The organism is Opitutaceae bacterium TAV5, assembly GCA_000242935.3.
GTDB lineage: Bacteria > Verrucomicrobiota > Verrucomicrobiia > Opitutales > Opitutaceae > Geminisphaera.
In genome coordinates this window covers 3,194,339-3,210,586 of record CP007053.1, presented here as the reverse complement: position 1 = coordinate 3,210,586, position 16,248 = coordinate 3,194,339, and the positions used below count along the sequence as shown (strand labels likewise).

The window sequence follows — 16,248 nt, the reverse complement described above, 5'->3', positions numbered from 1 at the left end:
CCGGCACCTCCTGCCACCCGCCGGGAAGACTGGCAAACACCGGGTTCAACCACCGCGGCAGCAAGACCGGCGAGGACAGGACGAGAAACCAGATAAAAAGCGTGGGAGTTATGGTATGCACGAGTGTATTCGTATTTTCATGGCGCGTTTTCCGACATATCAACGCGCTTGCCCTCCTCGAAGATCACAGAGCGCACAACCTTGCCCGACTCGTCGAAGATGCGCGCCTCGCCGTCGAGCTCACCGTCCTTGTAGGGCATCCGGGCCTTCGGACTTCCGTTCGGGAAAAATTCTTCGTAAGCGCCCTGCCACCGATACTTCACCAGCTTCGCCCGCACGCGCGGCGTGCCGTCGGCATAGTTGTATTCGAAACGAAACCGGCCTTCGCCCTCATGCACCAGTCCCGACCCCGGAGGCGCGTCGGGGCTCGCATAGGCGCCCTTCGGCAATGGGCCGCCGTCATCGATGCGGCGCGCGTCCGGCTTCCCCCATGAGACGACGCGCGCGAGTTCGCGGCCATCGCGATAAAACAACGTGCAATCCGCCTGCACCACCGGACACTCGCTCCACGCCAGCCCGGCAGCGGGGATGCTTTGCCGCCACCGCGCAAGATCCACCGCCTGCGAGCGCACGCGCACAACGCGCCCCGCCGCCCGGTTCACCTCCAGGCCGAAGTAGTCGAAATAATACACGTCACGCGGAGGCTCCTTTTCATCACCGTCGTCACTGTCCTCCCGTTTGGGAAAATCCTCGGGACGCAGCATGAGATCCGGTTCACCATAAGCCTTCACGATGTCGGCCAGCAACGGCTCGCTGCGGCATGGCGGGATATGAAACTCCATCGTCATGAAAAACCCGCCACGAAATCGCCGCGTGCGTTCCAGCGATGTCAGCAAATCGTCGATACGTCGTTCACCATAACCGGCCTCGAACAGTTTCGTGTCGAGCAGCAACCGCGCACCGCGCGATCCGAGATACTGCGCCTGCCGCCTGGCGCCCGCCTTTTGCAGCCGCAGAGCTTTTATGATGGCATCGGGATCGTCCGGTTCCTTCACCTTTCCATCATCCTGGTCATCGGATTTCTCAAAATGGATCGCAAAACGCAATTCCCCTCCGGGCGCATCCCTGTCCCGGGCGGAGAACCACAGGATATATTCCGTATCCGGCTTCAGGCGGTCGCCCTCCAGCCGCTGCAGAATCACGGGATTCTCCCGTGTGGCGGCGGGAAACTCCTCATGGAGCGCAACGGCATGGTGCCAGCTGCGGAATTCTTCCATCTCTCCCTCTCGCGGCAGGATATACCAGTGGAGCCATGCGCGCGGCGCGGTAAACGCCCATACCATGTCGCCGGAACTCTCCGGCGCGGGCGGCGTCCGAAAACGAAACGCATCGAAGCACCGCCCGCTATCCTCGTAACGAATCGCGTTATTTCCCAGCATCACGGTTTCGAAAACAGGCCATGCTTCGCCAGCCGACACGCGCGCCAGAGGAAACGTCTCCGCCGCCGCCCGCAGCCGGTCCGGCAGCGAACGCCATGGTTCGGGAATTTCGTCCGTTTGCCCGGATGCCAGGGGAAACGTGATGGCAAGGCATACACAGGCGGAGACAAGCCGGCCAAGGAAGCGGAAAGGGAGATTTTTCAAGGAAGGAGGCATCGACAAGGCTGGTTGCGTCTGTGAAGGAAGGGATGGCCGAAGGGGTGGAGGGTGTTGCTCATTTTCCCAATGCCGACGGCGTCATGCCATTGATCCACTCGCGGATTTTCTCACGCCCCGCATCGGTCAACCCGTGACCGGCGCCGGGGACGGATTCGAAGGCGATCTGCGCGCCGGAGCGGCGGATTTTCCGGTTGAACGACAGCTGCCAGTCGAGCGCCGTGGACTTCTCGCCCCAGACCACCAGCAGGCGTTTGTCTCGCGCTCCACGATACACATCCAGTGGCGACGCACCGCCCTCGTGCAGAATGAAGGCATCGAAGCCGTTCACAAAATCCAGCCACACGCGGTCCAGTCCGCAACCGATCATGTGGGCGCCGCTGCTCGTGCCTGCAACAACGCGCTGCCCATGCTCAACGCCCGGCAGCAACTCGCGCACCCGAGCCAGCATCCGCCGCGCGTAACGCCAGTGGCCGTCGATCTCCATATCCCTGGCCAGCGAACGCGGCGTCACTCCGCCCGGATACGGCAGGGCCACCACTGCCCACCGGTCAAAATCCACCAATCCGCGCGCACCGTCCACCTTGTGCGATCCCTTGCCCCCGCCGAACCATACGAACAACGGCAAAGGCCGGTCCGGGGCGGACGGATCGTGGTTTCCGGGAACGTTCACCTCGCACGCCGCCGGCAGGCCGTCGTGCATCGGCGGCAGGTCGGGGAATTCCAGCGTTAACGTCGTCCCCGGGACCGGCATCATCCGGGAGTCGGGAAATCCCGGTGTCACGGATACCAGAACCAGGAATATGAACGGAAAAACTTTCGCAGGATGTTTCATGGTCGCAGTTGTCTTGCCAGAAAAGCCCGGGCGGCCTCTTCCATTTCCAGCGTCGGCAGGTGGGGAGCATTCGGATACGAACGCCACTCGACATCAACACCCGCTCCGCGCAACCGCGTCACAAAATCCACCGCGGTGGCGTGGCGCGGAGCGAAATCACCGCTCACGAAATTATCCCCTTCCGCCGCGCTCACAAAAAACCTCACACCGCGCCAATCCCGCATCGGACGCAAGCCCGGCTCCGCATACCTGGGCATGTAGCGGTTGCCGTTGTTGACCGACACCGCCTCCACCAGGTCGGGACGCCACGCGGCGAAATGCGTGGCGAATCCTCCGCCACCCGTCACGCCGTGCAGCAACAGGCGGTTCTTCCGAATCGGCACGATCCGGCCAATTTCCCCGAACGCGCCCAGCAGGGCCTCGCCCGACCACGTTTGCACAAAATGAGCGCGGGTGAACCGGCTTTCCGCACGGTTGGTCGTGGCGCTGCCGTGAAACTCCGGGACGACGAGCACCAGCCCGTGCACGTCGGCAAATGCCGGCCATGCGCCGCCGGGCCGCAGTATTTCCAGCGCGTCCGAGTTGAATACGGGAACCACGACCAGCACGCGGTATCCATCTTTAGAATACTCGTATTCTCCTCGCTCCTGCGCCGCGGCTTCCCCGCCGCCGGCCCTCGCGCCCGGCTCCGGAGGAGGCGGCACGCGATAAAAGACGTGCAGCCACGGGTTGTCGCCGTTGCGGGTCGGTATGGTCACCACGCCGGTTCGTTCCGGCAGTGTCGCCCGGGCCGGGGCGTAACGCAACTCGCGCAACAAACGCAGCAGGTGACCGAGAAGGCTGTCTTTGCCCCAGCGCCAATCGTAGCGGGAATCGATCAGCCATGGCCGGTTGTCGATGCACAACCCGATGCCACGGCTCGCCTCCTCGATCGCTTCCGGTATCCGGGATTGCATGCGCAGCCATTGCGCACGCCGGAAACTCACATTGGCCCTTATTGTCTGGTAAAACGGCGTCGCCCGCCATTTCCCGTCGCCACGGATCTCGACCAGGCGCTGAAACACCGCCTCCGCCGCCTCGTATTCCTCGCCCATGAAGAGTGCCAGGGCATGCTCGTAAAGCCGGGGCATGACGATCGTGTCCGGATCCTCCGTCTCGTAAACGCGCAATACATCCGATGTGCGAGCCAGGTAAAATTGCGCTTTTTCCCGGGCGGTGAACGCCCGGTTGACGTTCCAAAGACGCATGTAGTCCCACCACGGCATCGGATTGAAAATCCCGTCCGCGCCCAGCGCCACGCGCGCCAGCCGTGCCTGCTCCCGCTCCAGCGCCGCCGGTTCGTAAAGCGCCCAGTCGTGCGATTCCTGCAGGATGTCCCGGCGGATATCGACCATCCGGGCGCGCGTCAGCGTCTGCCACGGGACGATGTCGGCCCTCGGCAGGCGCGGCTTGACTCCCGGCCGTTTGCAAGCTTCCGCATAGCCCGCCGCCAGCCGATCGCGGATGCGCAAAAACTCCGCTTCCGTCACCACCTCCGACAGAGCCCGTTCGTTGAGGCGCGAGCAGAACCGGGTCGCCTGCCAGTTGAGTGCATTGACCAGGGATTCGTTCCCCGCGCGCGCCAGCCAATGCAGCAAGGTCTCGTCGACATAAGCAACCACCTCGCGCATATCCTCCGCCCAGGCGTCGTAATCAAACGGATGCAGGATCGGCAGCCCTTTGGCATTCTCGATCTGCCGCAATTCTTCCCCGAGTTCGAGAGCCACTGCCAGGGAGCGGGGATGTTGTTTCAGAACAGAGCGCTCCAGGCGCACGGTGCCGCGCGCCTTTCCATTGACGGCCAGGAAGGCGCGCGCCTCGGCGATTTTTTCTTCCGGTGTCAGGCCCTCGTAGTTCAGCAGCGAAAATCTTCTATTTTCGCGGATCAGATACATCTCTCCCGAATTCTGCCAGGCAGGCCTCGCCCTTCGCGCAGCCGGGCGTTCCGGCCCCCACTCCACCCATGCCTCCACCGAGGCGTCGCCACCTGCGATCCGGGCCATCCGTTGCAACGATTCCGTCATGCCCAGCAGCCACCGGTGATGCACGATCGAATCGGGATGCGCCGCCCGCAGGTCGGCCAGCAAGGCACCGCATTCGTCCGCGAGTTGTCCGGGAGGGATGAGCGCCTGCCGGTCCAGAAGCCGGTTGTAGCGGGCCAGCACCCCCGGCCCATCCGGAGGCGATGCCGCGATGAATTCTTCCAGCGCCGGCCCGAACGGAATCACGAGGCCGGAATATTGCTCGCCCGGCGAATGCGGACCGGCGTGGTCGAACAGACGCGCCAGCTCCAGCCAGCGCCGTTTTTCATGTTTTTCGGGCAGCCGGGAGATCAGCCAGTCACGCAGCCCGTAGTCGAGAAACTGCGCCAGATTTTCGATCGAGCCCGAGTCCCCCTTCTCGAATTTCCTCGCGCCCGCCGCGGGATGATCGGGCGCGGCCAGCGCGAGCCGGAGAATCGCCTCCTGGCTTCGGCTGCCGCTTCGCTGCAAGGCGGCCAGGCGCTCCGGCGAGTCCGACGGCGGCAGACGCTCCCCGTCACCGATACCGGCGTCGGGCCTCGCACCGGCCCTGGCTGCGATCTCGCCAGGGCCGGGCCAGTCTTCAAAAAAACGGACCACGTCGCCAGGTTGCCAGTTCGCGGCGAGGGTCTGTGTTTTCCCGGCAATGGCGCCACCCGAAATCGTGTCGCGCAGAATCCATGACACCACCAGTCCGCCGTCATCCGGAATCTTGTCGATACGCCCGCTCAATGAAGTCCGGCAAAACAGTCCCGGCGCCTGTTCCCAACCGTCTCCACTCCGTTTTCCGATGCCGCTCATCCAGTCATATTCCTGACGCAGACGCCGCAACCGGTCCGGCAGACGAATGTCAAGCTCCGGGCGCGACGACAGAGCGCTGGCCGCCGCCGCCGACAGCCTCACGGCCAGCGCGTCCGCCAGCCTCTTGCCGCGCGCGTCGCCGCCGACGCCGCGCCCGGCCCCTTCATCCCGGGCGACCCGACCCACGCCCGCGAACATGATGCCTCCCGTCGAGTGCGTATGCGCCGACGCCGCGGGAATGTTTTCGACGAGGGCAAATTCCATATGCCGCCGCATCGACGCCGCAAGCGGCGCCATGCCCAGTGCGTCATAACACCGGGTCTCCCACTCCCGCGCTTCCAGAAACCGGCCGTTGAGCAACCAGGCGCGGGTAAACTCACTCGTCGCCTCGATAAAGCGTCCGGCGTCATAAAGCGCCAGTCCGCGGTAGAATGGTTCCAGTGCCTCGACCTCCACCGTCGGCAGATACGGCTCGGGCGGAGGCTCCGCACCGGCGGCATCGTCACGGAGCAGCGGCAACAGCCAGGCCTGGATCGCATCGACCAGCCGCGCATCCGGGCAGACGATTATCCGCGCCCCGATACAGGTGCCATCCCGCGCCCGCACCAGGCGCGTCTCCACGCACGGTCCCGGCCCGGCTCGCAAGGCCACGCGCGCCTGCTCCGGCACCACTGCCGGCCCGATCTCCAGCCAGCAGTCCACCCCGAGGAATGCGGACGACGGCGCCGCATCGCGCAGGCCGCGTTCGGCCTCGCGGCGCTCGATGACCACCTCCTGCGTCAGCGCCCGGTCCAGCACCGTCACCCCGTTTTCCGCCAACGCCGCACGCAGACGGGAGGCGAGCATGAAAAGACGCGTCGCATCATCCTCCTCCGCGCTTCGCTTTTCCGGTGTCACGGATGACGAACTCGCGCCGGACTCCGGGGACGGTGTCCGCGCCGGTTCTATCTCCACCACGGCAATCCGGCGCCCGCGGGTCTCACGCGACGCCTCCGCCACCAGTCGCCCGATGGCCGTGGACAGCAATGCCCGCGCCTTGTCTGCCAGTTTCCCCGCGTCTTCGGGGCCGGCAACACCCTCCACCGCCACCGAACCCAGCGAACGGCCGCCGGCCGCATCCACCGTATCGAGAATCCAGCGGTCCGGCTGCACCTGGCGAAAATGCAGATACACCGCCACGCTCCCGAGCGCGGCGAGGTCGGTGTCGCGCGCCCGCTCCTGCCAGATGCGCGCGAGTTCGGCGCGCTCGACGATTTGCCACGTCGCGGTTTCCGCCGGAGCCGGGGACGGTGTTGCCGGCGTCGAAGGCGGCGCGGAAAGCTCCGCCGTCAGCAACGCTTGCCATGTGGCGGCCTGTTCTTCCGGCGCGCTCACGCTCACCGCGACGCGCGGCGCGGCGGCAGGGACGCCTGGCGCCGCGGCGCAGGAAAACCACAGGAGCAGCAGAGGGACAAAACAACGGGAAAGCATGTCGGAGGAGGGAATCGGCGGGTTTCGGGTCATTCGCAAATCCAGCGGACGGACAGCGAACTGTCTTCGCCGATTTCGACCCGCGTCCAGTCCGGGCCGGGATTTGCGATCCTGAAAGCGGCCTCGTTGACTTTTGTGACCGGCGCCAGTTTTTCCGGTCCGCCCGGTGAACCGAGATCGATGTAGCCCTCAAATCCCACGGCGAACACCGAACCTCCCGCCACGCCGTCCTCGATGGAGGCATTGAGAACCGTCCCCACATGGAGTCCGGAGGATTTCGCCGGTTTCCCGGATTCATCCGCAGACGAAGCCGGGAGTTCCTGTGTCCAGGAACCATGCGCCTTGCCATCCCGGAACGGCAACCGGCCGTCTTCCACATCCTTCACCTCGAGCCAGCCGCCGGAGCGGGCGAGCGACAGCGGCGACACTGGCGATGGCGCGGAAGGCGATGCAAAAGCGACAAGGCAGATCCAGCCCAGAATACCGGCCGTCACGGCCAGCAGCGCGGCGGCGCCGCCGAGGCAGCCGGCCGGCTTCTGGCGCAAGCCGGGCTCCGCCGATGATGCGGGCGGGGCGGCGAATTGTTCCGGCGACTCCGCCCGGAGCTTCGCCTCGAGCGCCTCGACGGCATCCTTCGCTTCTTTCAGGCCGAGGCCGGTGAAGATGCGGCATTGTTTGACGGCGCCGATCTTGTTGCCTTGCCGGAGGAGTGAGGCGAGTTGAGCGGTCTGTTCGGGGGTGAGGTTCGATGGTATGGACATGATGTGATCGTATGGTGGTTGTCGGGTTGAAAATTCGGTCAGTCCGGCTGGTGCTTACCCGCGATGCTTTCGGGCGCGCTGTAGTTGGCCGGGCGAACGGATTCCCGGAGTTTGTCGCGTTCGCTGTTGGGGATAAACCAGAATCCGGCCATGCCGCGACCGGTGATGACGAGACCGACATTCGTGGGTATCAGACCATTCTCGACAGGTTCCGGATATTTATAGGCCTCCGGCCACGAAATATCAAATCTGCGAACCTGATGTTCATAGTCATCCGACCATGCGAAGCGGACAGGAGCAATACTCCGCCCACGGGGACCGATGCACATAAGCCAAGCCTTCGAAGCCCCGTCTCCCTGCGCCCCGGTCCTGGACCAGACAAGAATATCCAACCCGTCTTTCGACAAGGCAGCCGTATAACGGAAAGAGGTTCCCCTGAGTGTATTCAACTCTTCGGGCCAAGGGTATTCAGGTATTAACAGGTCGGAATAATCGGGATGAGAAATCAAAACATGTCGCCCGGTCGCGTCTATTTTTTCGATACGAGTCAACTGCTTTCCAAACCATTCCCTGAGGATGAGTCCCGGCGTACTGGATAACTGGATTCTGCCAAGGTACGTCTTTTCCTTTGGGGGCAAAGGCAGACCTTGCCCGCTTTCGATAAAGCCCGGCCAGGAATCGTTTTCCAAAATAGCCACATTGCCGTCCCTGTAGGGGAAAATGGCCCGAGGCTGTCCGCTTAACGTTGCATCAAGAGGATGGACCGGAGGACGCCGACGGGAAGAGGCGACAAGAACAGGGCGCAAATCCGAACCGATCCGATACAGTAAAGTCCCCTCAACCTGTTTTTTGTTCCGTCGATAAAAATCCGGCGTTCCCGTGACAGCCCAAAGCTCCCGATGAGCCACGCCAATCCGGTAAAAGGCTGGAGGCAAGTCCACCCGGGTCCAGGTTTTTCCTGGTATATCCAAAATCCAGATACCGGTTCCGGTTGTGGCAACCAGCCTTTTCTCCCATTCCAGAAGTTGCGTTCCATAATTGGTGTCCGGCAGTTTTTCCATGGAGTAAACCACGGCGCGCCCGCTTGGTGGATGTATTTTCCAGATATGTCCCTGAAATGGGTCCATAACCCATAAATGCCCCTCCATCCAAACAACCGCCTCATGCGAAAAACCAATTCGTCTGCGCAATTCGCCGGGAATGTATTTTTCGGCAATCCAAAGAGACGCATTCAAGGAGATTTCCCCTTCATCCTTTGGGAACAAGAGTGGGAATTTTTTCAAAAGAGCCGATATCGCGTTGTCGATTCTGGCGACGCCTCTCTCCTTTTTGACCGCCTGAAGGCCGTCCCTCCGAAGCTTTAGGGCGTCAAGAAAACGCCGCGCCTTCGTTTCATCCAGGTACTCGGCCAACAAGCCCAATGTGCCGCTTATGATCTCCGGCGAAATGTCCACATCCTCACCCAGCCAAGCCAGGCAAGCCTCCTGCAATTTATCCATCATCGGGATCAGGTCGTTCCTGAAACCAAGCTTGCGAATCGGAGTATCGAACTGAAGGAGAATCGCGTAGCCATATTCCCCTGACAGACTGTCAATCTCCTCAGCCAGAAATTTTGCCATGCGCACCCCCAATTTCATACGGCCCGGCGTGTCGGCAGTTGATTGCCAGCGCAAGGCAAGCCCATCGGCCCGCGATAGCACATCGGATGATTGTTCCAATTCGTCCAGGAAGGCAGCCCATGCCGTCCGCGCCGGACTTTCGTCCGCACCAATCAGCCGCCATGATGAAAACCCGCGAGGGAAATCATCGTCCGATGCAAGCCCGGTCAAAAAAGGAGGATGCGGCAGATCGTCGCCTGCCAATTCCTTGCGAATCCTCACCGGCCACTGCCCCTTGTGCAGCCCCATCCTGGGCCTGGTGTCGAGCATCGCCTTGTAAAAATTCATGGTCTTCCCGGGAGACTCATTCCAATAGGCGGCATACACGGTGAGATATGAACAGAGGGTGGCTCGCAAGTTGCCCAGCTTCTTGCTGAGCAACAGAGCCTCGCTGTTGCGTTGTATCGTTTTTCTCAGGTTTTCAAATTCCCCGGGGTATTTATTTTTCCAGCCGCTGTCGTACGCCATGCGTAAAATACGCAAACCCGTATAAAGGGTGCGCACTCCAAGATTTGCCGGGTGTTCGAGTTTTGCCCCGCCAGGATGATGATCCACCGGATAAGCGTTCCAATAATCCCCGGCAAGCGTAAGTGCCATCGTGGCAAACGCGACTCTCTCTGGCAGTTCAGCAAGATCAAAGGCATCCTTCCAATGTCCCACATCGACATTGTGAACGCCGTGAACTATCAACGGGTCCGGATATGCGCACATCGCGGCCGCTTTTACACGGAGCATTTCTGCTTCCCGTCGCGATGCAGTTCCCAGTGCGAGCGCCGATTCCGTTGCCTGCCATGCGTCACGGGGCAATCCATGGTCCAGCATCCAGCCGGCCTCGGCCAGAAACGACTCCGCCTCGATTTCCAGACCTGCCGGGGGCGCAGACATTTTCACCTCCCCCCTCCCCTCTTGGTCTTGCCCATTCAAAATGTGCGACGCGATTTTGTCAGCCAGTTCCCCGATATTATCGCCATCGACATGGCGGCGGATTTCCCTCCCGCTCGCATCACGAATCCGGATACTTGCCTGGATCTCACCACCGCTGGCCGGAGAAGACAGGCTTCCGTCAACCAGTCCGGCAGTCTTCCAGAACGGGCTATCGTCACGGGTGATGTGCTTTTCGAATACAAGATCGCCCATGCGCCAACGTTCCAGCACCAGCGCGCCCCGGGCTTGCAGGCGCGCCGTGAGCATGAGGTTGAGCGTGCGTTCGCGTATCCGGTTTTCCGGAGAATCCGTCACGAAGCGCAGGCCGGTCAGGCTGATGCGCGGACGGTCCGGATCAGCCGCCGCGCCGAGCGACGGTTGCACCCGCGTCACGATCCAGCGGGCAGTCTCTCCGACCGGCATTTTCGGAAAATCCAGCGCGAAAATCGTGGCGCCGGACGGACATGCCACGAGCCGCGCACTCCCGCGATCCTCCGTTTGTTCCACGACGAGCACGACATCCGCGCCGGTCAGTTCCAGATTTCCTTCCGCCCCCGCAAGCAAACGCTCGGCGGCGACACGCGGGAGTTCCCTGCGCGACAGTGTTTCCGCTCCGCCAAGCCCCGCGAGCAAAAGAGCTTCAAGGTCGGGATCATCCACCAGAAAAGCTACGCGCGGCCCTGCCGATAACGGAATATGGACGGCCAGAAAGCAGGCAAAAATCCGGAAATAACAACGAATACCAGACCAGGATTTCATGAGGGAAAGGGTGCGTGACAAAAAGGACATCGGAATGACTCCACGGGTGGTGGAGCGATCGGTTGATTCGGGAGTCAGGATGTCGGGCATGTTGTTATTTTCCGGAAGAGGGTTTTTGCATGGCGAAGCCGTCCCCGCCGGTGATTTCCGCCCACAGACGTGCGGTGCCCTCGCCGGGAAACCAGGTTTTTGTACGATCACCGGGACGCGCCGCAGACGGGCACTTCTCGATCGCGCGCGTGTTCAGATCGCCGAGCCAGCCCTTGTCGCCCGGCGCCGAATCGACGGAACGGAGTCGGCCGTCAGACCCGATACGAAGCGTCATCGCCTCCTCGATAAACGCCATGCCGATCTCCTTGCTCCGGCCCACGCCGTGGCCGACGCCGGGCTCGACCAGCAGACCCCACAACGCGCCGCGACGGCGGTTTTCGGTGTAGCGGCTGGTGATATTGTCGATCCGCAGATCGGTGTCTTTCCCTCCCGCGATCCATAGAGCCGGGACGGTGCGGGTGCGCACACCGGGATCGCCCTCGTAGTAAGCCCCCTTGTTGACCACAAAGGCGAGGACACGGTCCGGGTACTCGCAGGCGAAATTGAAGTTGAATTGGCCGCCCGCCGAATGGCCCCAGAATGCGAGTGGCGCGGAGGCAACCTCCAGGTGGCCGGTTTCACCTGCCAGGGATTCGAGAGCCTTCAGCAACGTGCGGCCCATGCCGCGCCGCATCACATAATAATCGTCGCCCTTCATGAAGCAGGCGAACAGGGCGGCACGGTTGCGCGTGGCGAAGGCTTGCCATACGGCGCCGCCAGCCATGCCGCGCCCGTCGCCGTTTAAACCCGGTACGAGCACCACCACCGACCGCACCCGGCCCACATCTTCGGGCAGAAAGAGACGATACATTGCCGTGTATCCCTTGCCCGGCGCGGCGTCGTGATCGTGAATCGCCGCGTTCAGGCGGACACCGCTCAACAACACGGTGACAAGGAGCGCGAGCACCGCGACATGCCTCACCGGATTCCTCCTTCCTCCGGATGCAACCGGCTCCGCTCAGGCAACCCGACAAGCGAAGTCTCGGCGGCGGCAGGCGGGCGGGGCGTCCGGGCCGCGCCAGCCAGAAATTCCTGCGCCAGCGTCTCCATCTCCCCGGTCGGAGTGTGGCCGGTTTCCGGGAGCACTTTCCAAGTCACATCGACGCCGCCGCCGAGCGCGGCAGTGGCGTACTGGATCATCACATCGAGACGGTCGTCATCGCGACGGTCATCCCGTTCGCCGCAGGTGAGAAGCATCGGGATATCGCGCAACGCGGAGAAGGGTTTCATACGCGGCATGCCGTCCAGCCACCTCCGGTTGCCTGCGCTGTGGATGGACACCGCTTGCGTGCGTTCCGGCGCCCAGCGCACAAAACACTGCACGAACTGGCCTCCTCCTCCGTAGCCATGCAGGAGTACACGACCGGTGGAGGCGGCGGGATGTTCGCGGGCGACCTGACCCAGCGCGGTGAGCAGCGCCTCGCCGGACCAGTTTTGCGCGTCGTGATACCAGAAACGGAGGCCGCCCGAACCTTCACCGGAAGCCCAGTTGAATTCAGGAACGAGCAAAAACATGCCCTGGCGGTCGGCATAGCGCGCCCACGAGTTGGCGTCCTCCATGTATTCCTCACCGCCATGCCAGAGCGAAGGCACGAGCACGAGGACCGGGCGCGAGGCGGCTGCGGCCTCATCCGCGTCGGGCGGAATGCGCAGGAAGAACATCGAACGCGCTCCGTTGCCGTCCTTGATCGGGACAAGGAAGGCCCGGATGTTTTCAGGCAACGTGGAAGCTGCAGCGGCGAGGCGAAGATCACGCATCAGGCGGAGCGCGGCACTTTTCAGCGGACCAGCTCCATCAAAGGAAAGATTGCCTGATCTCGGTGAAACCGAGCCGAGCAGGCGGTATGGCGGCCTGTCAGGCGGCTCGGGTATCTCCACGCAGGCGCGAGCGAGGCGAAGGGCTTCGTCCTCACGCCCCATCGGCACGAGGCAGGCGGCAAGGTAAACGCGGGCGCTTTCGCGAAGCTCGCGGGCGGTGTGCGTACGCATGAGGTCGTTTTCCGGCAAATCGGCAACCATGCGAAACCAGGGCTCGGCGTCAGCGTAACGGCGTCCTAGATACAGAATAAAGGCGTAGTTGTGGATGAAGGCGGCCTCGCGCGGGCCGAGGGCGCCGGCCGCCGCGTCGCTGTCCGGGAAGATGCGCCGCATCGCCTCCGCGTGGCGCATGGCGAGCTCCGCCTGTTTTTCCGGACGCAGACGCTGGATTTCCCATTGACCCATAAGCCTCCACCATGCGGTTTCCGCGGCGGGGGAATTGTCCCCGGCAAACGATTTTCCGGCGGCGGCGGCTTCTCTATCCACAAGATCGTCAAAATCGACCGGATGATCCGGTGTGTCGCGCCACACGCTCCAGATTTCGACAGGCATGCGGCGCGGAATTGCCTGGAGACTGGCGGTGCTCACATAAGGGTTATTGTCTCCAAGGCGAAGCTTGGCGCGATCGATGGCGCCAATGAGGTTTTGCTTGATCTGAAGCGCCCGGGCGTCGGAGAGCGAATCGGCGAAGGCATAGCGGGAGAGATACCAGATGCAGCGGCTCGACCATAGGTGGAGAGCTTTGAGCGACATGGCATCGCTGGCGCGTCCAAGCCAGTCAAGGAGGCCGCGTTCGCAATAGTCCACCGTCCGCAAATAGGCGGCGCGTTCGGCGTCCATGTCGAAGGGATGAGCGAAGGGCGTGCCAAAACCGTGATCCACTTCGTGGAGCGATTTTATGGCATAGTTGAGCAGCGTGATCGAGTCGGGCGACTCCTCGATCCAGGCGGAAGGCACCTTCATGGTGTTGGTGCGGCGTCCGAGAATGTGAAGAGCTGCGATGGCTTCTTGCCGCCAGAGTTTGCGAGGGGCTGCGACGAAGCGCCATTCGTTGGCAAACCACCAGGAGGTTTGCGAAAACCAGAGAGCCCCGTCCGGACGTAGTTCGGGACGAGTGCGGACGGGGTCGGGATCGCCGGGCAGTTCTTCCAATGAGGCAGTGAAAGCGCTGTTGTCCGCGGCGACTTCGGCAAGGATGCGCAGGTGGCGCGCCATGCCTTTCAGATAGGTGAACTGGCGAGAGTGTTTTTTACCTTCTTCGGACTCGGCGGCCTGAAATGCGCAGTGCTCGGCTTCGCGGCTGAGACGGACGAGATCGGCGGACGAAGTGATGGCGATAGTCTCGTAGAGGAGCATGTAGCGAGCGAGGGCGCCGGGAGCGTCATCGGCACCGGGGTGGCGCGCGATGAAATCGCGAAGGAGACGGAGCGGGTCACGCATCTCGCCGGAAAAAAAGAGACCCCGCTGCTCGTAGGGTAAAAACATTTCGAGCTGCGCAAGTTCCAGCCAAGGGCGCTGGGGGTTATCGTCGGGAAGGACGGTCAAGAGGTGTTCATGGAGCGCGAAGTTGAGGAAACCGGCGATGCCCCCCCGTTCATCTCCCCCACGTTTGAAGCGGCGACCCCAGAGATCCGGACTGGTCGGGTCGCTGGCGAGCAGTTCGACAATGGCAAGGTTGGCAACGGGCTCGATGGAGGAGACGATGTCCCGCCGGAGCGCGGCAGCGTCGCGCGGGCCGAAGGGAATCGCAGCGGATACGGCGCGGTCTGAGGCGGGCTCCGCATCCGCAAGGAGCACGGCGGACGGAAAATCCTCCGGACCGGTTGAACGGGCGGTGGCGGCGATACGGCCGGTGAGCGTGTCGAAGAGCGTCCACCGCAGATCGTCGTTGCCGCCAGCGTCATCGGCAAACGAAGCGCGCAGGGACCAGCGGGTAAGGAAGCCTGGGGCGCGCGTCCAGCCGGCGGCGGAGGGAGCGGTCACGCCGCCGGCGAGCGCGTCATATTCATGTCGATACGCGGAAAGGTGGTCGGGAAGAACGATGCGGCCGGGCGCGGAATCGATCAGGGCGTTGACGGCCTGCATTTCGAGCGCGGGGGTCGCGCCCTGGATGCCAAGAAAGGTGATGCCGTCCACGGGCACATTACGCGAGGGGACAGAGATGCCACGCCCGACGAGGCACTCGCGGCTGTAACGGCGCAGCGCGGCGGCGAGACGGGGCAGGCCGAGGGCATCATAACAGCGTGCTTCCCATTCGAGCGCTTCCTGAAACTTGTCGTCCAGCTCCTGCGCGCGCCAGAAAGAGCGGAGGGCGCTACGGATGTCGCCGTCGCGAAAACGGGCGATGCCTTCGTAAAGCGGGGCCAGCGCCTCGACCTGCACGAGCGGCTCGGGCACAAGGCGGCGGCGGGGCGGCTCGGGCAGGACGGTGGCAAGCCATGCGGCCAGTTTATCGGGCGTGGCGTCGGCGGCAAACTCATGCGCAGCCACCAGCGAGCCGGCGGCGGTGCCGAGCACCTGCAACGTGAGCCGGCGGCCATTACCGTCATGCAACCGGCCGCGGACAAGATAATCGGCGCCCAGCAACGCGGGCTCCACGGAAGCGGCGGCGGCGGAGGAGGCGGCCTCACCGGAAACCGAAGCGGACGGGCTCCCGACCATGCCAGCCCGGGCGAGCGCGGTCTCGGCGACAGCGTGCTCGATGATCGCCCGGTCGAGCACGGCGAAGCCGGCCTCGCGCAGGGTCTCGCGGAGCGCGGCGGCGCCCCTGAACCCGTTGCCGTCGAAATCGGTGACGGCAATCGAGGGCTTGCGCGGCGCGGGCGGCGCGGTGGCGAGCAGGCGGCGAACGGTTGCCGCGACTTCCTCCGGCGCGATGGAGGCGGCTTCCGCGTGGCCCAGGATACGGCCGGTTTGCGGGTCCACGGTTTCGATGAGCAGGGCGCCGGATGAGGCCATGCGGCGGAGGGAAAGCATCACGTCGGCCCGCACGAGGTGCCCGGCCCGGACGGCGGCCTGCGGCGTGGCAAAGGCATGCTGGCGGCTGCGTTCGCCGAGAAGCATGTCGAGCTGGCGGCGTTCGAGGACGTGGAGGGGGGTGTCCGATCCGTCCGCGCCGTGTGCCGACATGAGGGCGACCGTAATCATCATCTCCAGATCACGATCCCCCTCGGGTGAGAAAACGGCCACGCGCAACGGCAGGGGCGTGACGGTGACGGCGGCGGGCGCGGCCATCACTTCGGTGACGAGAACGGCCAGCACGACGGCCATGAGCAGGGTAAGGCTGAGTCGAAGCATCGGGAAAGGTGGTAATGAATAACGGGAAAGAGGCGGGGCGGATCGAGGTGGCACCAAGCAGGTCGTCTGCGGATGGCGACGCCGTGCGTCGTCACCACCTGCACTTTCCCGTCAGGAAAA

Annotated in this window: 7 protein-coding genes; all 7 read right to left on the bottom strand. The window is 63.3% G+C overall.

Going from position 1 to position 16,248, the window contains the following annotated elements; genetic code table 11:
* Positions 1-137: 137 nt before the first annotated feature.
* From OPIT5_13910 to OPIT5_13880, 7 genes are read right to left on the bottom strand one after another with little or no spacing between them, the layout of a single operon-like run.
* Positions 138-1,655: a hypothetical protein gene (locus OPIT5_13910; protein ID AHF91140.1), complete on the bottom strand. Its 1,518-nt coding sequence runs from the start codon at positions 1,653-1,655 to the stop codon at positions 138-140.
* Between the two features lie 58 nt (positions 1,656-1,713).
* Entirely contained in the window at positions 1,714-2,490 is a 777-nt protein-coding gene (locus OPIT5_13905) for a hypothetical protein (protein ID AHF91139.1), read from the bottom strand.
* Positions 2,487-6,854, bottom strand: a complete 4,368-nt coding sequence (locus tag OPIT5_13900; protein AHF91138.1) for a hypothetical protein — start codon at positions 6,852-6,854, stop codon at positions 2,487-2,489. The genes OPIT5_13905 and OPIT5_13900 overlap by 4 nt, the downstream gene beginning before the upstream one ends.
* Positions 6,851-7,582: a 50S ribosomal protein L12 gene (locus OPIT5_13895; protein AHF91137.1), complete on the bottom strand. Its 732-nt coding sequence runs from the start codon at positions 7,580-7,582 to the stop codon at positions 6,851-6,853. Before OPIT5_13895 ends, OPIT5_13900 begins: the two co-directional genes overlap by 4 nt.
* Before the next feature lie 38 nt (positions 7,583-7,620).
* Entirely contained in the window at positions 7,621-11,013 is a 3,393-nt protein-coding gene (locus tag OPIT5_13890; GenBank protein ID AHF91136.1) for a hypothetical protein, read from the bottom strand.
* A gap of 4 nt (positions 11,014-11,017) precedes the next feature.
* Complete coding sequence (locus OPIT5_13885) at positions 11,018-11,935, bottom strand: dienelactone hydrolase (protein AHF91135.1); 918 nt, start codon at positions 11,933-11,935, stop codon at positions 11,018-11,020.
* On the bottom strand, positions 11,932-16,128 hold the full coding sequence (locus tag OPIT5_13880) for a hypothetical protein (GenBank protein ID AHF94382.1): 4,197 nt from the start codon (positions 16,126-16,128) through the stop codon (positions 11,932-11,934). The genes OPIT5_13885 and OPIT5_13880 overlap by 4 nt, the downstream gene beginning before the upstream one ends.
* Positions 16,129-16,248 lie beyond the last annotated feature (120 nt).

Excerpts from the sequence above, each read along its gene's own strand:
- OPIT5_13890 (AHF91136.1), bottom strand. The coding sequence starts at position 11,013 with ATGCCCGACATCCTGACTCCCGAATCAACCGATCGCTCCACCACCCGT.
- OPIT5_13910 (AHF91140.1), bottom strand. The coding sequence starts at position 1,655 with ATGCCTCCTTCCTTGAAAAATCTCCCTTTCCGCTTCCTTGGCCGGCTT.
- OPIT5_13895 (AHF91137.1), bottom strand. The coding sequence starts at position 7,582 with ATGTCCATACCATCGAACCTCACCCCCGAACAGACCGCTCAACTCGCC.
- OPIT5_13905 (AHF91139.1), bottom strand. The coding sequence starts at position 2,490 with ATGAAACATCCTGCGAAAGTTTTTCCGTTCATATTCCTGGTTCTGGTA.
- OPIT5_13900 (AHF91138.1), bottom strand. The coding sequence starts at position 6,854 with ATGACCCGAAACCCGCCGATTCCCTCCTCCGACATGCTTTCCCGTTGT.
- OPIT5_13880 (AHF94382.1), bottom strand. The coding sequence starts at position 16,128 with ATGCTTCGACTCAGCCTTACCCTGCTCATGGCCGTCGTGCTGGCCGTT.